Source organism: Mycobacterium kansasii ATCC 12478 (assembly GCF_000157895.3).
Taxonomy (GTDB): domain Bacteria; phylum Actinomycetota; class Actinomycetes; order Mycobacteriales; family Mycobacteriaceae; genus Mycobacterium; species Mycobacterium kansasii.
Window position 1 is genome coordinate 1683630 of sequence record NC_022663.1, and the last position, 16175, is coordinate 1699804.

Annotated in this window: 14 protein-coding genes and 3 pseudogenes; 8 read left to right on the forward strand and 9 right to left on the reverse strand. The window is 65.9% G+C overall.

Annotation, left to right across the window (positions count from 1 at the left end; all coding sequences use genetic code 11):
• Window positions 1-10 precede the first annotated feature (10 nt).
• Complete coding sequence (locus MKAN_RS07120; RefSeq protein ID WP_023366675.1) at window positions 11-1096, reverse strand: CaiB/BaiF CoA transferase family protein; 1086 nt, start codon at window positions 1094-1096, stop codon at window positions 11-13.
• A 91-nt stretch (window positions 1097-1187) separates the two neighbouring features.
• Here MKAN_RS07120 and MKAN_RS07125 point away from each other — a divergent pair, with 91 nt between their 5' ends.
• Both MKAN_RS07125 and MKAN_RS07130 read left to right on the forward strand, forming a co-directional pair.
• Window positions 1188-1997: an enoyl-CoA hydratase gene (locus tag MKAN_RS07125; RefSeq protein ID WP_023366676.1), complete on the forward strand. Its 810-nt coding sequence runs from the start codon at window positions 1188-1190 to the stop codon at window positions 1995-1997.
• A 116-nt stretch (window positions 1998-2113) separates the two neighbouring features.
• Window positions 2114-3484 (forward strand): NAD(P)H-binding protein, encoded by a 1371-nt coding sequence (locus MKAN_RS07130; protein ID WP_023366678.1) that lies wholly within the window; start codon window positions 2114-2116, stop codon window positions 3482-3484.
• A 4-nt stretch (window positions 3485-3488) separates the two neighbouring features.
• On the opposite strand, the gene MKAN_RS07135 is transcribed toward MKAN_RS07130, so the two are convergent.
• On the reverse strand, window positions 3489-4205 hold the full coding sequence (locus tag MKAN_RS07135; RefSeq protein ID WP_036392455.1) for a CPBP family intramembrane glutamic endopeptidase: 717 nt from the start codon (window positions 4203-4205) through the stop codon (window positions 3489-3491).
• On the reverse strand, window positions 4202-5362 hold the full coding sequence (locus tag MKAN_RS07140) for an NAD(P)H-binding protein (protein WP_036392453.1): 1161 nt from the start codon (window positions 5360-5362) through the stop codon (window positions 4202-4204). Before MKAN_RS07140 ends, MKAN_RS07135 begins: the two co-directional genes overlap by 4 nt.
• Window positions 5363-5412: 50 nt before the next feature.
• Between MKAN_RS07140 and MKAN_RS07145 the strand changes: the two genes are divergently transcribed.
• From MKAN_RS07145 to MKAN_RS07155, 3 genes are read left to right on the forward strand one after another with little or no spacing between them, the layout of a single operon-like run.
• Window positions 5413-6573: a type III polyketide synthase gene (locus tag MKAN_RS07145; protein WP_371686072.1), complete on the forward strand. Its 1161-nt coding sequence runs from the start codon at window positions 5413-5415 to the stop codon at window positions 6571-6573.
• Between the two features lie 3 nt (window positions 6574-6576).
• A complete protein-coding gene (locus MKAN_RS07150) occupies window positions 6577-7077 on the forward strand; it encodes an isoprenylcysteine carboxyl methyltransferase family protein (protein WP_023366686.1) in 501 nt (166 codons plus the stop codon).
• Window positions 7074-8087, forward strand: coding sequence for an NAD(P)/FAD-dependent oxidoreductase (locus MKAN_RS07155; protein ID WP_023366688.1), 1014 nt, complete (start codon window positions 7074-7076; stop codon window positions 8085-8087). Before MKAN_RS07150 ends, MKAN_RS07155 begins: the two co-directional genes overlap by 4 nt.
• On the opposite strand, the gene MKAN_RS07160 is transcribed toward MKAN_RS07155, so the two are convergent.
• Window positions 8084-8887 carry a crotonase/enoyl-CoA hydratase family protein gene (locus MKAN_RS07160; RefSeq protein WP_023366690.1) on the reverse strand — a complete coding sequence of 268 codons (804 nt, stop codon included), beginning with the start codon at window positions 8885-8887 and terminating at the stop codon, window positions 8084-8086. The genes MKAN_RS07155 and MKAN_RS07160 overlap by 4 nt on opposite strands.
• The gene (locus MKAN_RS07165) at window positions 8884-10032 is read right to left on the reverse strand and encodes a thiolase family protein (RefSeq protein ID WP_023366692.1); all 1149 of its coding nucleotides are present in this window, start codon (window positions 10030-10032) and stop codon (window positions 8884-8886) included. The genes MKAN_RS07160 and MKAN_RS07165 overlap by 4 nt, the downstream gene beginning before the upstream one ends.
• A gap of 410 nt (window positions 10033-10442) precedes the next feature.
• Between MKAN_RS07165 and MKAN_RS07170 the strand changes: the two genes are divergently transcribed.
• Window positions 10443-11102: an alkaline phosphatase family protein gene (locus MKAN_RS07170; protein WP_129111709.1), complete on the forward strand. Its 660-nt coding sequence runs from the start codon at window positions 10443-10445 to the stop codon at window positions 11100-11102.
• Window positions 11103-11190: 88 nt separating this feature from the next.
• Here MKAN_RS07170 and MKAN_RS32920 read toward each other — a convergent pair.
• Window positions 11191-11374, reverse strand: a pseudogene (locus MKAN_RS32920) (transposase); the annotation flags it as partial.
• 125 nt (window positions 11375-11499) lie between these two features.
• On the opposite strand from MKAN_RS32920, the gene MKAN_RS07175 reads away from it, so the two are divergent.
• A complete protein-coding gene (locus MKAN_RS07175; protein ID WP_225722866.1) occupies window positions 11500-12240 on the forward strand; it encodes a TetR/AcrR family transcriptional regulator in 741 nt (246 codons plus the stop codon).
• Window positions 12241-12279: 39 nt separating this feature from the next.
• Here the strand turns inward: MKAN_RS07175 and MKAN_RS31735 are convergent.
• Window positions 12280-12447, reverse strand: a pseudogene (locus MKAN_RS31735) (VOC family protein); the annotation flags it as partial.
• 1679 nt (window positions 12448-14126) lie between these two features.
• On the opposite strand from MKAN_RS31735, the gene MKAN_RS07185 reads away from it, so the two are divergent.
• Window positions 14127-15209 (forward strand): EspA/EspE family type VII secretion system effector, encoded by a 1083-nt coding sequence (locus MKAN_RS07185; RefSeq protein WP_023366702.1) that lies wholly within the window; start codon window positions 14127-14129, stop codon window positions 15207-15209.
• Between the two features lie 77 nt (window positions 15210-15286).
• Here the strand turns inward: MKAN_RS07185 and MKAN_RS07190 are convergent.
• Window positions 15287-15760 (reverse strand): annotated as a pseudogene (locus MKAN_RS07190) (IS30 family transposase); the annotation flags it as partial.
• A 38-nt stretch (window positions 15761-15798) separates the two neighbouring features.
• Complete coding sequence (locus MKAN_RS07195; protein WP_082273522.1) at window positions 15799-16080, reverse strand: hypothetical protein; 282 nt, start codon at window positions 16078-16080, stop codon at window positions 15799-15801.
• Between the last annotated feature and the right edge of the window lie 95 nt (window positions 16081-16175).

Sequence of the window (16175 nt, forward strand, 5' to 3'; positions counted from 1 at the left end):
TTGGTCGAGACTATACCCAGTCCTGGAGAACCGCTTCGATGTCGCTCACCGCCGCCACCGGCGGCCGCGGTTGATCCGGGGCGGTGCGCGAGAATCGCGGCGCCGGCATCGGCTGCGGGCTGCCGTTGACCTCGTAAAAGGTATTTCGCTCGGCGATATGCGGCTCGTTGTGCACCTCGCCGAACGCCAGCACCGGCGTCACGCAGGCGTCGGTGTCGGCGAACACCTTGGCCCAATGGTCGCGGTCGTGCCGGCCGAACGCGTCGGTCAACACCGCGCGCAGTTCGGGCCACCGGGTCACGTCGTTCTGCGCGGGTAGGTCGGCCGCGTCCAGACCCAGCCCGGACAGCATGGCGGCATAGAACTGCGGCTCGATGGCACCCACCGCGACATAGCGGCCGTCGGCGCACTCGTAGGTGTCGTAGTAGGGCGCGCCGCCGTCGAGCATGTTGGTGCCGCGCACGTCGGTCCACATACCGGTGGCGCGCATCGCCCACATCATCTGGACCAGCACGCTGGAGCCGTCGACCATCGCCGCGTCGATGACCTGCCCCTTGCCGGAACTCTGGCGCTCCCACAGCGCTGCCAGGATGCCGACGAGGAGAAACATCGAGCCGCCGCCGAAGTCGCCGACCAGGTTCAGCGGCGGCACCGGCCGCTCGTTGACCCGGCCGATGGCATGCAGGATGCCGTTCAGCGAGATGTAGTTGATGTCGTGACCGGCCTGCTGGCTGCGCGGCCCGGCCTGACCCCAGCCGGTCATCCGGGCGTAGACGAGCCGGTCGTTGACTGTGGCGCAGTCCTCGGGACCAAGGCCCAGCCGCTCGGTGACGCCGGGACGGTAGCCCTCGATCAGCACGTCGGCCTTGGCGACGAGTTTGAGGACGAGCTCGCGCCCCTGGTCGGACTTGAGGTCAGCGGTGATGATGCGGCGGTTACGCAGCATCGCGTCTTTCGCGACACCTCCCGAACCCGCTGCGGGACGGTCGATACGCACCACGTCGGCTCCGAGATCGCCCAGGATCATCGCGGCGTGCGGGCCAGGCCCGATCCCCGCCAGCTCGACAACGCGCAACCCATGTAGCGGTCCTGCCATTGATGTACCGACCTTTCGTCCGCGGTGACGTCGTTCGCATCTTTGCAGCCGCAGCCGACGACCCTGCATCCGGTCGCCTAAGGTGAGCCCCATGCCGGGGCAGGACGGGATCGACACGCTGGCGCCGGTCGCCGGACTTGACGTCACGTTGACCGACGGTGTGCTGTCGGTGACCATCGACCGGCCCGCGACGCTGAATTCGCTGACGGCGGCGGTGCTGGCGGGTATCGCCGATGCGATGGAGCGCGCGGCCACCGATCCGCGGGTCCGGGTAGTGCGCCTCGGCGGAACGGGTCGGGGCTTTTGCTCCGGGGCCGGGATGAGCGCCGAGGATGTGGTTCGCGGCAAGTCCCGCACCGAAACCATCGCGGAGATCAACCGGGCGATCCGGGCCATCACGGCGCTGCCGCATCCGGTGGTCGCCGTGGTTCAGGGTCCGGCCGCCGGGGTCGGGGTTTCGCTTGCCCTGGCAAGTGACCTCGTATTGGCTTCCGAGGAAGCATTTTTCATGCTGGCGTTCACCAAGATCGGCTTGATGCCCGACGGCGGAGCGTCGGCGTTGGTGGCCGCCGCGGTCGGCCGCATCCGGGCGATGCGGATGGCCCTGCTGCCGGAGCGATTGCCGGCCGCCGAGGCGCTGTCGTGGGGTCTGGTCAGCGCGGTTTATCCGGCCGAGGACTTCGAAAACCAAGTGGGCCAGGTCATTTCGAGGTTACTGGCGGGTCCGGCCGTCGCGTTCGCCAAGACCAAGGACGCGATCAACGCGGCCACGCTCACCGAGCTGGACCACGCTCTGGAGCGGGAATTCGCGGGCCAGTCGGTCCTGTTGCGATCGCCCGACTTCGCCGAGGGCGCAAGGGCATTCCAGCAGCGCCGCACGCCGACGTTCACCGACTCCTGATTGCCCCGGCGGTTGGGCCGGACTGGCGGCGTCTCGAGTCCGGGACGAAGCGGCAATCCTTACCGGCGGCGGCTCCGAATAACGTTGGACAACGTAAAAGACCCCCGGAGATCCCATTGTCAGCTGGACAGGTCAACTGCCTCGTTACCGGAGCGACCGGCTATATCGGTGCCCGACTGGTACCACTCCTGCTGGACCAGGGCCATCGCGTTCGCGCCCTGGCCCGCGACCCGAACAAGCTGGCAGACGTGCCATGGCGGGAGCGGGCCGAGCTGGCCCGGGGCGACCTCGGTGACGTCGATTCGCTCATCACCGCTTTCGACGGCATCGACGTGGTGTATTACCTGGTCCATTCGATGGGCACCGCCACGGACTTCGCCGCCGAGGAAGCCCGGGCCGTGCGCAACGTCGTGACGGCAGCGCGACGTGCCGGAGTGCGACGTCTGGTGTACCTCGGCGGGCTGCACCCCGAAGGCCGCAAACTCTCACCCCACCTCGAGTCGCGCCGGGCGGTGGGTGACACGCTGATCGAATCAGGTATCGAGACCGTCGTGCTGAAGGCCGCAGTGGTGGTCGGATCGGGATCGGCGTCGTTCGAGATGATCAGGCACCTCACCGACCGGTTGCCGGTAATGACCACGCCGAAGTGGGTCCACAACCGCATCCAGCCGATTGCCGTACATGACGCGCTGTACTACCTGGTGGCGGCGGCCACGGTAGCGGTGCCGTCGTCTCGGACATGGGACATCGGCGGCCCAGATGTCTTGGAGTACGGCGACATGATGCGGATATACGCCGAGGTAGCCGGACTGCACCAGCGCCGGTTGGTGGTGCTTCCATTCCTGACACCGAGGATTGCCAGCCTGTGGGTCGGCACCGTGACACCGATCCCGTCCGGTCTGGCGCGGCCCCTGATCGAGTCGCTGGAATGCGATGCGGTGATGCGCAACTCGGATATCGACGCCATCGTCGGGCCACCGCCGGGTGGTCTGACCGGTTATCGCCAGGCGGTTGAGTTGGCGCTCGAGCGCGCGGCCCGGGGGCGGCCGGCCCCGACCTGGGACTCGCTGCACTCCGAGCCCGCCGACCTGCTGCCCAGCGACCCGAAGTGGGCCGGCGAAATCGTCTACAGCGACGTCTGCACCGCCGCGACTACCGCCGCGCCCGAGGACATCTGGACATCCGCTCAAGACGCCGTCAACAGCGGCCGGTGGTACTCGTTCATCTTGGCGTCCGGGGGGCGGCGCTCGGGGCAGCGGTGGCGCGTGGCCGAACGCAGCGCGACCACATTGCGGTTGGCTGCCGCCACCCGGTTACCCGGGCCGGTGTGGCTGGAGATCACGGTCACGCCCCGGCGCAGGTACACCCAGCGGGCGATTGTCTATCCCCGCGGCATCCCGGGCCGGTTGTCCTGGGCGATGCTGCGGCCCCTCTACACCGCCGCGCTGCGTGCGCTGGCAGCTGACGTCATCGCGTCGGCCGGATAGCCGATCAGACGCCGAACAACGGCGGCAACGCAAGCACCATGATCAAGCCCCACACCGCGTGGGTCAGGATCGGCGCAAGCACACCGCCGGTGAAACGCCGCTCCCACGCACACACCGTTCCCAGGATGACCGCAGCGAATCCCAGCATCGGGTTGCCGGTGGCCATGATGGCCGCGACGTACACCACCGTGGAGAGCAGTACCGGATAGAAGCGGCCCAGCGCGGTGTACAGCGCGCCGCGGAAGAACATCTCCTCGGCGATACCGTTGATCAAGGTGATCAGGACAACGAGAACCGATCCGTGCTCGGCGAATCGCAGGACGCGGGCAATCAGGTCGGACACGGCCGGGATTTCCCTGGTGACCAAGCCGCCCAGAACAAACACGCCACCGAGAACCAGGCCCACCGTGGTGCCGGTGATCACCGGACGCTGGTTGCGTCCCCGCCAACAGATACCGCCGAGATGCAACGGTCCGGACGCCAGTGCCCCGACAGCCCAGATCACGGCCAGGCCCAGCGTCAGCCAGTGGAACGTCGACTCCCCGGGGCGGCGACTCATCGACAGGCCCAGCACCGCCGCACCGATCAGCAGCACGACGCCGACCACGATGCGCCGCCGCAGCACTATCGCAGGTGGCTCATGATGCGGCACTGCGACATTGGTCATCGCACGGCGAAGATCCTGGATCGCTCGGGGGCGGGGCGTGGTGGATTGGCTCATGCGGGCAGAACTTTCGGAGTCAGGGCGATGAGGATGTCCAGACTAGTTCGCAGTGCGCCGGCGAGTGGGCCGGGGACGATGTTCAGCAGCTTCAACGTGGGTCGCGCGAGGGGTGGCGTCACCGCGCGGGCGAGCCGCCGGATGCGCAGCGCGTCCCCACCGGCCCAGGAGGGATCGGAATCCGCGAGGTGATGGGGATCGGCCAGCACGTTGACCGGAGCCGGCGGCGCATGCGGGTCGTCCGCCAAGGCCAGCGCGATGGCGTCCTCGACGCCGAGCAACCCACCGGGTGGATCGGGCACCCGGTCTCGCAGGCCGGTCGCGGAGGCCCGCATCGGGTGATCCAGTGATTCGACCAGGCCCGCGGCCAGGCCCGGCGGAATGGGCAACGCGGCCGCCGTGATGCGCGACGCTATCGCGGTATCGAGCGTGTTGCCCACCGGCACCGCGGCGTGCCATCTGCCGCAAATGCGGGCGTAGGCCTCGAGCAGCCGCCGGTAGGACGTGGTGTCGGGTCCACAAATGTCGTAGGCACCCGCCGGCACCCGGTCCGAGTCGGCGGCGGCCACCAGGTAATGCAGCACGTCGCGAACCGAGATCGGGTCGATCGGGTTGTCCATCCAGTTCGGCATCGGCATGACCGGGAACCGATCTCCGACATAGCGCAGCATCTCGAACGACGTCGACCCGGCGCCGATGATGATCGCCGCGCCCAGCCACACCAGTTCCGGGCCGTTCTCGACGGTCAGGGCCGCCGCCACTTCGGCCCTGCTGGTCAGGTGCTGGGACAGCGCCTCGTCTTCGGGGGCGTCGGGCACGAAGCCACCCAGGTAGACGATGCGTCGCACTCCGGCAGCGCGGGCGGCGACGGCCACGTTGGCGGCCGCGGCGTTGTCGCTGTCCCGGAATCCGGGTTGACCGATCCCGTGGACCAGGTAGTAGACGACGTCGATGTGACCCGCGGCGTCCATCGCGGCCCGCGCCGACGCGGGATCCGAGGCGTCGAGCAGGACCGGTGTCACGTCGTCGGACCAGCCCAACCGCCGCAGGCGAGCCAGGTTCCGGCTGGCGGCCAGGACTTTGTGGCCGTCGGCGAGGAGCGCTGTCACGAGGCGCGATCCGACATAGCCGGTGGCGCCGGTGACCAGAATCCGCATGACATCCAAGCTAGCCGCACGGCGGCGAATGGCAGGCGATGGCACCGGCTGTGAACCGATCCGGCGGCGCCGACGTGACTCCCCACATGAATACATTCACAGGGGGTAGGCCGGCGCGTGTCGCTGCGCAGGCGAGTTCGGTATTGACGACTTCGGCTTTGACGACGAGCCCGTGCGTAGCCGGCGTGGCGGTGGCATTCCCACAACACCGGTACAGCCAGGACGAAACCATCGGTGCGCTGATGACCTTTGCCGGCCCGGATTTTCGCCGATTCGCCAACAGCAGCGGAGTCACCGCACGCCATACCGCGCTGCCGTTGTCTCGCTACGGCCATCTGAGCGGCTTCACCGAAGCAAACGACGCCTGGGTCGACGTCGCCCTCGACCTGGGTGGGCAGGCACTGCTGGCAGCGCTCGATGACGCCAGGGTCAAGCCCGCGGATGTCGATGTCGTCTTTTCGACGACGGTGACCGGGCTGGCCGTGCCGACCCTGGAAGCGCGCCTGGCCACCCGGGTGGGGCTGCGCCAGGACGTCAAACGCATTCCGCTGTTCGGGCTGGGCTGCGTGGCCGGCGCCGCCGGGGTAGCGCGCGTGCATGACTACCTGCGGGGCTTCCCCAACCAGGTCGCAGCGCTGCTGGCGGTGGAACTGTGCTCGCTGACCGTTCAGCGTAACGACCACTCGGTGGCCAATCTCGTCGCGTCCAGCCTGTTCGGTGACGGCGCCGCCGCGGTCGTCGCAATGGGGGCCGAGCTGGCTTCCGGAAGGCGGGCCGGGCCCAGGCTGCTGGCCAGCCGCAGCCGGACCTACCCCGACACCGAGGACGTACTGGGCTGGGAGATCGGCAGTGACGGGTTCCGGATCGTGTTATCCGTCGAGGTGGCGACTGTCGTGGAGAAATACGTGGCCGACGATATCCGCAATTTCCTGGGTGACCATGGGTTGACCACGGCCGACGTGTCGACGTGGGTGCTGCACGCGGCCGGGCCCAGGGTCATCGACGCCGTCGAGAATGCCCTCGAGCTACCCGTTCATGCCCTGGATCGCACCCGAGACTCATTGCGCGACAACGGCAACCTGTCGTCGGTGTCGGTGCTGGACGTGCTTAGGGCCACCATGGCCGATCCGCCGCCGCCACCGGGATCGTTTGGGATCATGATCGCCATGGGCCCGGGTTTTTCTTCCGAATTCGTACTGCTCGGCTGGTAGGCCATGTATTACCTGCTGGTCCTGGCCGTCGGCGTGGAACGACTGGCCGAGCTGATCGTGGCCAGGCGCAACGCGCGCTGGTCTTTCGCTCAGGGCGGCAAGGAGTTCGGCCGTCCCCACTACGTCGTGATGGTCACTCTGCACACCGCGCTGCTGCTCGGCTGCCTCGTCGAACCCTGGGCGCTGCACCGGCCGTTCATTCCCTGGCTGGGCTGGCCGATGGTGGGTGTGCTGCTGCTCAGCCAGGGGCTGCGCTGGTGGTGCGTCAAGTCGCTGGGACGACGCTGGAACACCCGGGTCATCGTGTTGCCGCACGAGCCGTTGGTGCGGCGGGGGCCCTACCGGCTGATGCACCACCCGAACTATGTTGCGGTGGTGGCCGAAGGGTTCGCGCTGCCGATGGTGCACACCGCATGGTTGACCGCACTCGGTTTCACCGTGGCCAACGCCATGTTGTTGACGGTGCGCCTGCGGGTGGAGAACTCCGTGTTGGGCTATTCATGACCTACGACACCGACCTGCTGATCGTCGGCGGCGGCCCGGGAGGTCTGGCCACGGCATTACACGCACGCAGGCACGGACTTTCGGTCATCGTCGCCGATCCCCGGGAGAGCCCGATCGACAAGGCCTGCGGCGAAGGACTGATGCCCGGCGGTCTGGCCGAACTGGCAGCGCTCGACGTCGACCCGGCCGGCATGCCGTTTCACGGCATCGCCTACGTCAGCGAAAATCGCCGCGCCGAGGCGTGGTTTCGCAGCGGTCCGGGCCGCGGCGTGCGGCGCACCACGTTGCACTCGGCGTTGACGGCGCGCGCCAAAGAGCAAGACACCGAATGGATTCGGACGCGGGTGACCGGTGTGTCGCAGGACGCCCACGGTGTGACGGCCGCCGATGTGCGCGCGAGGTGGCTGGTGGCGGCCGATGGATTGCATTCGGGGGTGCGGCGGGCGGTGGGAATCACCGCGACGGCGGGTAGCCCACGGCGCTACGGGGTGCGCTGGCATTACCGGGTGCCGGTGTGGTCGGAGTTCGTCGAAGTGCACTGGTCGCGCTGGGGTGAGGCGTACGTGACACCGGTGGAACCGGACCTGGTGGGCGTTGCGATCCTGTCCCGTCGGCGTCCCGAACTTTCGTGGTTTCCCTGGCTTTCCCGTCATTTGCGCGACGCCGAACCCGGGCGCGCGCGCGGCTGCGGCCCGTTGCGGCAGGTGGTGTCCCGTCGCGTTGCCGGGCGGGTGCTGTTGGTGGGCGACGCGGCCGGCTACGAAGACGCCCTGACCGGTGAGGGCATCAGCCTGGCCGTCAAGCAGGCGGCCGCGGCGGTGCGGGCCATCGTCGACGACGCACCCGCGTCGTATGAGGCCGCCTGGCATCGGGTTACCCGCAACTACCGCTGGCTCACCCGAGGTCTGGTGCTGGGCAGTACGCCTTACCCGGCTCGCCGGGCCATCGTGCCGGCGGGTGAGCTGTTGCCTTCCGTTTTCGAGTGGGCGGTCAACGCGCTGGCGCGCTAGCGCGCCTTCCAGACCGGCTCCCGCTTCTCGGCGAACGCCAACGGCCCTTCCCGGGCGTCCTCGGACCGGATCAGCGAACTCATCTCGCGCGTGGTGCGCTGCCAGCCCGCTTCTTCGTCGGTGATGAGGCCGTCGTCGACCCCGTAGGCGATGCGCTTGCTGGCCTGCACCGACAGCGGCGCGTTGACGATCACCCGCGCGGCCAGCGTCAGCGCGGCGTCCAGCACCGCACCCTCCCTGACCACCTGGTTGATCAGGCCCCAGTCGTAGGCGTCGGCTGCGGTGATCGGCTCGCCGGTCAACAGCAGTTCCATCGCCAATTTGCGGGGCAGTTGGTTCACGATCCGGAAGACGCCACCGGCAGCGGCGATCAGTCCACGCTTGACCTCCGGCAACCCGAACTTGGCCCGTTCGTGCGCCACCACCAGGTCGCTGGCCAGCGCCAGTTCGGTGCCGCCGCCCAGGGCGGTGCCGTTGACCGCGGCGATGGTGGGCTTGTCGATGTAGTGGTGCACGTATCCGGCGAAGCCCCACTCGCCGTGGTCGGGGTGGTAGATGTTTTCCCGCCGGGCGATCGCCTTGAGGTCGGCGCCGGCGCAAAACGATTTGTCGCCGGCGCCGGTGATCACCACGGCCCGTACCTCGGGATCATGCTGGGCTTCGTCGAGTGCATTGCCCACCCCGACGCTCACGGCGCTGTTGATGGCATTGCGGGCTTCGGGCCGGTTGATCGTGATGACCATGACGTTGCCGCGGCACTCGACCAGTACGGCCGGCGTAGCGCCGTCGGCTTCGGTCACAACAGCTCCAGGATGGTGGCGTTGGCCTGACCGCCGCCCTCGCACATCGTCTGCAGTCCGTAGCGAATTCCCTTGTCCCGCATGTGATATAGCAGGGTGGTCATCAGCCGCGCGCCCGAGCCGCCCAGCGGGTGGCCGAGCGCGATCGCGCCGCCGTTGGGGTTGAGCTTCTTCTCGTCGGCGCCGATGTCGCGCAGCCAGGCCAGGGGCACCGGGGCGAACGCCTCGTTGACCTCGTATGCCCCGATGTCGCCGATGGACAGCCCGGAGCGCTTGAGCACCTTCTGGGTGGCCGGGATGGGCGCGGTCAGCATGATCACCGGGTCAGCCCCGGCCAGCGCCACCGAGTGGACCTTGGCAATCGGCTTGCGCCCCAACGACTTTGCCTTCTCTGCGGACATGAACAGCAGCGCGGCCGAGCCGTCGGAGATCTGCGAGGAGTTGCCGGCGTGGATCACGCCGTCTTCCTTGAACGCCGGCTTCAGTGACGCCATCTTCTCCATCGGGGTGCCGCGGCGGATGCCTTCGTCCCTGAGGACCGTATTGCCGTCCTGGTCCTTGATGCCGACGATCTGGTCGTCGAAGGCGCCGGAATCCTGTGCGGCTGCGGCTTTTTCGTGCGATCCGAGGGAGAACTCGTCAAGCGCGAGGCGGTCGAGGCCCCATCGCTGCGCGATCATCTCGGCGCCGATGCCCTGGTTGGGGATCTTGCCTTCGTAGCGGTCGAGGAAGGCCTTGGGATAGGGCCGCCCGCCGTTGGCCAGCGACGACCCCATCGGGGTGCGTGACATCGACTCCACCCCGCCGGCGACGACGACGTCGTAGTGACCGGCCGCGACGCCGGCCGCCGCGAAGTGCACGGACTGCTGGCTCGACCCGCACTGGCGATCCACGGTTACCCCGGGGACCGTCTCGGGCCAGCCGGCTGCCAGCAGCGAGGTGCGGGCGATGTCGAGGGCCTGCTCGCCGGCTTGCATGACGCATCCCCAAATGACGTCGTCGACGAGTTCGGGGTCGATGCCGGCCTTGTGCACCAGACCGTTGAGGACCTGCGCGGACAGGTCGGCCGGGTGCACTCCGGACAACCCGCCGTTGCGCTTGCCGATCGGGGAACGTACAGCCTCGACGATGACGGCTTCAGCCATGGGTATGTCTCCTTTGACAGAGTGGTGCTGGGTACATTGTTAACCAATGTAATCGGCAGCCGGGGCGGGGTGGGTCAGCGGGGAGGGACCGGCGGCACTGCCGGGTTGATCGGTAACGGCGGAGTCGGCGGCACCGGCGGGCTCGGCATAGGATCCGTCGCGGCCGGGACCGGTGGGTTGGGCGGAAGCGCGTTGTCCTTATTCGGCGCCCCGGGAGCCACTGGCAGCGTCGGGGAGCATCCAGCAGTCCTGTCGGTGTCTCAAGCACAGGCCCTTGCTCTGCTTTCGATGGCACCAGACGCGAATTTCCTGTTGATCGGAATCTCATCTTCTCCTACTTCATAGGTGTCGATGAAAACGCGCACATGTACGGCGGTGATTCGCCGCAGTACCAAGAGGCCATTCGGAACATGGACTACAACCTCGGTCGGCAACTTCCTACAAGTATGGGCGGTTCGGGCCTGTTGGGGGCGGTAGCCGACTGGGAGGTCGCAAACCCGACCGAGCAGTTCTCCACGCTCGTGGTTACCGATCATGGTGAAATCGGGCCTCAAAATTTCAGCATCACGCATGGCTTCCAATCACCCCGTGAGACAGCGACATTCCTCATCTTCGATCCGGCCTTCAATGATGTGAGAGACGGCTATATCAATAACTCGTGGCAAATCGTCAGCACGACGCCGACGATCATGGATCAATTCGGCATTCCGCCGCTGCCGTATATGCAGGGTGCGCCGCTGACATCCGCCAACTTCGACGGCACTTACGTTGATCCCGGCCCCAACTTGTTCAGTGTGCTCAGCGCCGATTTCGCCGGACAGGGGTATCCCGATATCGCGACCACCCTGAGCCTTGGGTCGCGCACGGTGGCGGCCACGATTCCCTACCTGGTGTACTCCCCGATACAAAACATCGTCGATGCGGTGCCCAGTTTCTTACAGCTACCCGTCTCATGGCTCGGCGCCGGCGTCTACCAGTCGCTTAACACCCCCGCACAGATCTGGGTCCGGCTCACCGGCGTGACCGGCAACCAGATCATCCCGCCGGTTCTCAACCCCTTCCTCACCTAGGACAACACCGAGGTAGGTCGACGGCGTGAGAATTCTGATTTGGCACGGTATTTGAGAATTGATCTCTGGATAACGATCGGGGATGCGGTCAGGCGATGGCCCAGCACCTAAGGGTCTGGCGCAGGCCCAGGGTGGCGAGTCGGGAGAGGTTGACGGCACCCGCCTCGGGTCAAGATGTCGGCCAGGATGCGTTTTAGCCTGCGGCAGCGGGCTCGGCGGCCGCCCCAGGGACCACGGGTGAAGCGGCTGATATTGCGTTCCAGTGTGTCCCGACCGTGGCAGGGACTTCGACCTGAGGGCACTTGGGGCACTATGCGGGTAGGTTCGTGCGGTGGCGCCAGCGCTGGCCCCGTGCGGTCCAATGCAAACGTAGCGGAAACTGCCGCGGTGATCCTTGATGCAATCTCTGCTGCGTCAGCAGCGTGGGTTAGCGCCTGGTAACGAAATGAGCCGCCCTGGCAGTGGACTTTGGCAATCGGCGTTAACGTATATAGCCATGATGACCTTCTCGGGGTCTCAAGTGCCTATGGACGGGCCCCACAATGACGATCAAGGCAGGGGCTTGCCGGCTCGCCGCTGGGCCAAGACCGACGCGACCCAGCAGCGCATCCTCGACGCCGCTGTTGACGTGTTCGCGACCAGCGGCTTCAACGCAGCGACGATGGCCGATGTGGTGAGCCGCTCCGGCGCCAGCATCGGCAGCATCTATCACCACTTCGGCGGCAAGACCGAACTCTTCGTGGCGATCTTCGACCGAATGGCCAGCGCTATTGAACAGCGGATCAAGGAGGCGTCCAAGCAAGCGGCAGGCGAAACCGACCGCCGCCGGATTTTGGCACTCTATGTGCGGGCATACCTTGAGGCAGTGTGGGACCACCGGCGCGTAGCCAAATTGGTGTCGGCAGGAGACCGGCCCCCCGAGTTCCGGAACACCCGGCGCGACCGCTTGACGGCTGCATTCCGCACCGGCATGGCTGGGCTGGAGCCGGATTCGTCCCGGCGCGGGCAACTTCTGACCCGAGCTCTGCTGGCGCTCATAGAAGAGTCATCGAAGATGGCCGTGGCGTGTGAGGACCCCAACGACCTGGCGCCGATCATTGAGGCGACGATCGACTGGGTCGGCCGGCTCACCGAGTGAACTCGCTGCGAATCCTCCACCGCCCTTCCCAGCTCGTACCGCCTTCTCCAGCTCGGCGGCGATGATCTTGCGCATGCCGAACATCGCGATGGTGGCCGCTGCCGCTCGGGTCGGATCCGGATCGGTGACCAGTTCATAGGGGCGCTCCGGGACGATCTGCCAGCTCAGGCCGAAGCGGTCATTGCACCAGCCGCACTGGGATTCCTCGTCCTTCACGGTCAACTGCAAAGACCAACACGAGGCCGACTCTTGCCGGGACCGCTTCACCGACGGCGGTGAGGTAGAAGTCGGGATTGGACAGGGGCGCGGTCTTGGCCACCCTTTTGCACGCGGGTGCCGAAGGTATTGCGCAAGATATTCAGCCCTTCAGCCCTTCAGCCCGCGCCGACCATTAACCGCGCGATGTTGAGTTCAGGTGGCATTAAGTGCCACAGCATGATTATCCCCACCTCTTATGCCGATGTGTCCTCGATGGACACAACATGCCAATAGAGCCGCGCCGCGGTCGTCGACTTGCGAACCAGCGCGGGTGATGTCCTGGACCGGCTCGCCCCTGCGTGTGAGTTCTTTTTCAGCCGTTATGTTCAGCCCAGCGCCTACCCGCCCTGGACCGCAAATGACGTCAATTCGCCCCGGCATTGCCGGGTTGTGAGCACTTTTATCCATTGGGAAAGCCGCAATTAGATAGCCCGGCCGAAGTCGTTATAGATGAGCCGGGCCCAATAGACAATAATGTTTTGCAATCTTTCTATTCCAGAAACTAGATCTGATTTATTCTGGAACCTAGTTCTGTCTTGTTTTGGAGGCGAATTTTGAAACCGGGCTTTTGAATTTGACGGAGAGAGCCAGTGAATTCAGTGACTATAGCTGTTTCCAACACCAAGCAGGAAGATTAGGTTATGTCTCAGCCTCAGCCAGTCCCCATGTGGCCAGATCCCCGGGGCCTGGGCAAAGAATCGGGCAAGCGAAGGCAGCCGCGTCTTCGACAACCCGTGCCAGACCAAGCAGCAGGCGAGTATGCAGATCAGCACGTGGGCCTTGACGCGGTCCGCTAGGCGGTGGTGGATGGGTCGCAAGTCCAGGTCGTCGGTCTTGATGATGGGAAAGTCGCGTTCGATGTTGGCGAGGTTCTTGTAGCTTTCGACCCTTCTGCCGAATCTGAATTTGCACCGGCTGTGGTTTTGGCTGGTGATGGTGTTGGTCGTTAAGGCTTCGGCGTGGTGGTGCGTTCCGGTCGACACCGCAAACCGGCCCCTCCGCACGGATCGGACCGGACAACAACCTGGCCAACTGAACACTGCACTAGTGGCGACCGGGGCGGGTCGACGGCCTCGGCGTCGACGGTGGTGCGCAGCACGTAGATGCCCGTCCAGCTTCGGCGTCGATGCGCGCTGGTCGCGACAGTAGGTGAAGCTGGTGCACGTGGCCGCGACGTGCGCCGGGCCCGTCGACGTCACCGTGCTCGCCAGCGCTGCAAGTCGTGCCGCCAAAGACCGCTACCGCAACAAATTTCATGCATCTTCGCCGGTCAGCGTGCTGTTAGACTCAACGTGCCCTGCACAAACGCGAAGAGATGCTACGCAAGATCACTGCAAGGAGCACGCACATTGACTTGGCCACTCGCTGAAGGATGGCCGCTACCGGACCGATCATCGGAGCTGCAGGCACTAATCGACCAAGCCATGGCTGATTTCGAGGAAAGATTCCCGCACCTACGAGAGCCACCGGGGCCATCCAACCCGATGCAGCAAACAGTTCCCGAGGACGAAACCGTTCTTCGAGGATCCGTAGTTTGCCTCGCAACCGAGGGCTTGCTTGGTGTAATGCTGGCATTGCTTGGATTTGGATCCCCCAATACGGGTGGTCACTTCCTGAGCAGTGGGTCGATGCTCGATGACGTCAGTGCCCAGATCGCGGCTCTGGTTCCCGACAGCGGCTGGCAGGGCTCAGCGGCACAGGCCTATGTAGCTCACAACCACGCACAATCACAGCACGCAAAGACCATGGCCGCCCTCGACCGTCTCACCGGCGACTTGATTGCCGCTCAAGCCCGAACCGTTTTAACTGCTCGCCGTATCGTGATCGTTGCAGCGGGTGTCGTCGCCGCGACAGGCCTTTGTTGCCTCGCATTGGAAACATTGGGCGGGCCTGCCGGTCAAGGGCAATCGCTGATTCTCGCAAAGGTCGTCTGCGGGATTGCGCTTGCTGTCTTAGCTGGCGCAGTGGTCAATTTGATCGTCACGACGTTCCAGAATGCGGGTAAGGTGCAGGCATTGACCTCCGAATTGGCCGATATTGTGACGAGGTTGCCTGAACTAAGTGACCCGATTCCCGGATCACCCGGTGCTTTCTCTCCCAGGTCAGGTTCGGCTTCCGGATTCAACGCCACCGACCACAGCGGGTCTCTCACTCTCGCGAGAGTCCTCGACGACACGGTAACCCTGCCCGAGACACCCGATGTCTGCTTGGCGTTGGCTGACCTACCCGGCTCACCGGAATTCAGCGTGCCCGACCTGGCGGGTCCCGGTTTCCCCGATTTCGGGGCCCCCGACTTGACCACTCCCACCTTGACGGGCATGCCCAGTGTGCCCGACGTGTTTCCCGGTGGCCTGCCCGCGATTCCCACCGCCGACGAATCAGCCGCGCTGCCCGACGTCTCGGGTGCTAGGGCTGGCCTGGGCCCGGCCAACCTGCCCACCATCGCTCAACTGGCGGCACCCCTGAGCGCGCTCAGCGGGCTGTCCGGGGCGACCGGCGGGCTCAGCCAACTGAGCAACTTGGCCGCCCAACAAGCACAAATGATCTCCTCCCTGGCCCAGCAGAGCGCCCAGCAGCCGGCCACCCTGGCTGATCAGGTCACCCAGAACGACGACACCGTCGGCGCCGCCGCGGGCACACCCACCGCACAGCGCGCTCCAGTTGATGCCGCAACCAGCCCCGCCCCACAACGCCAGCTGCACGCCCGGTAACAACCCCGGCCATCAATGCGCCACAGCCTGCCGGCGGCAGCTGAATTTTGGCCCCCTGGCGGCAGGGTGGGTTCCAGTCATTGTCGCAACAGTTGATGGTGTGGTGCGGTTAGCAGGGCGGTGAAAAGCTCAGCGGGCCTTCGGTCTCCGAGGATGCTCGTAGGTCGGTGGTTGATCTCGTCCTCGACTGCGCGTAGGTGCTCTGCGGTATAGGCGTCGAGGCTGGTTCTTTTCGGGAAGTATTGCCGTAGCAGACCATTGGCATTTTCGTTGCTGCCACGCTGCCACGGTGAGCGCGAATCGCAGAAGTAGACCGGCGCACCGGGGTCGGCGGTGATATCGATGTGCCCGGCCATTTCGATGCCCTGATCCCAGGTGATGGAGCGCACCAGCGTGACCGGCAAATCGCTCACGGTGCCGGTGATCGCGATGCGCAGGGCATCGGCGTCGCGGGCCGGCAGGTGCAGCAGCCGGATCAAGCGGGTCTCACGCTCAACGAGGGTGCCGATCGCCGAACTCTGGTGCTTGCCCACAATGAGATCTCCCTCCCACAGGTGAAATTGACCCCCTGGGGATAGGTGGTTGGTGATTATTCCTCAGTCGTGGCGGCCGCGGGGGTGCGGCCGAGGTCGCGGTCGTTGAGTCGGTAGCTGTCGAGTTCCTCGGCGCGGCGCAAGGCGCTGCGAAGGCGATCGAGTTCAAGCTCGCGGGCGGCGAGCTGTCCGGCCGGCTCACCGTGGTTACGAGCCTTAGCAAGCGCGCGGGTGTGGCTAGCGATCATCCGCCGAAACACCGGTGCCGCAGTCTTTTTCGGCCGTGCATGGACGCAGCCGAGGCAGACGGTGGGCAGCCCACATACGTAGGTGCCCATGTCGCGCAGGTTGCAGCTGGCCGCGAACGCGGCCCAGGCCTAACCCCCATACACCACGTCCTGGACGTAACTCCCAGCAGCCGGCGCCGGGGCCA

Excerpts from the sequence above, each read along its gene's own strand:
- MKAN_RS07165 (WP_023366692.1), bottom strand. The coding sequence starts at position 10,032 with ATGGCTGAAGCCGTCATCGTCGAGGCTGTACGTTCCCCGATCGGCAAG.
- MKAN_RS07120 (WP_023366675.1), bottom strand. The coding sequence starts at position 1,096 with ATGGCAGGACCGCTACATGGGTTGCGCGTTGTCGAGCTGGCGGGGATC.
- MKAN_RS07125 (WP_023366676.1), top strand. The coding sequence starts at position 1,188 with ATGCCGGGGCAGGACGGGATCGACACGCTGGCGCCGGTCGCCGGACTT.
- MKAN_RS07140 (WP_036392453.1), bottom strand. The coding sequence starts at position 5,362 with ATGCGGATTCTGGTCACCGGCGCCACCGGCTATGTCGGATCGCGCCTC.
- MKAN_RS07185 (WP_023366702.1), top strand. The coding sequence starts at position 14,127 with ATGCTCGATGACGTCAGTGCCCAGATCGCGGCTCTGGTTCCCGACAGC.
- MKAN_RS07155 (WP_023366688.1), top strand. The coding sequence starts at position 7,074 with ATGACCTACGACACCGACCTGCTGATCGTCGGCGGCGGCCCGGGAGGT.
- MKAN_RS07135 (WP_036392455.1), bottom strand. The coding sequence starts at position 4,205 with ATGAGCCAATCCACCACGCCCCGCCCCCGAGCGATCCAGGATCTTCGC.
- MKAN_RS07150 (WP_023366686.1), top strand. The coding sequence starts at position 6,577 with ATGTATTACCTGCTGGTCCTGGCCGTCGGCGTGGAACGACTGGCCGAG.
- MKAN_RS07175 (WP_225722866.1), top strand. The coding sequence starts at position 11,500 with ATGCAATCTCTGCTGCGTCAGCAGCGTGGGTTAGCGCCTGGTAACGAA.
- MKAN_RS07195 (WP_082273522.1), bottom strand. The coding sequence starts at position 16,080 with ATGGGCACCTACGTATGTGGGCTGCCCACCGTCTGCCTCGGCTGCGTC.
- MKAN_RS07170 (WP_129111709.1), top strand. The coding sequence starts at position 10,443 with ATGGACTACAACCTCGGTCGGCAACTTCCTACAAGTATGGGCGGTTCG.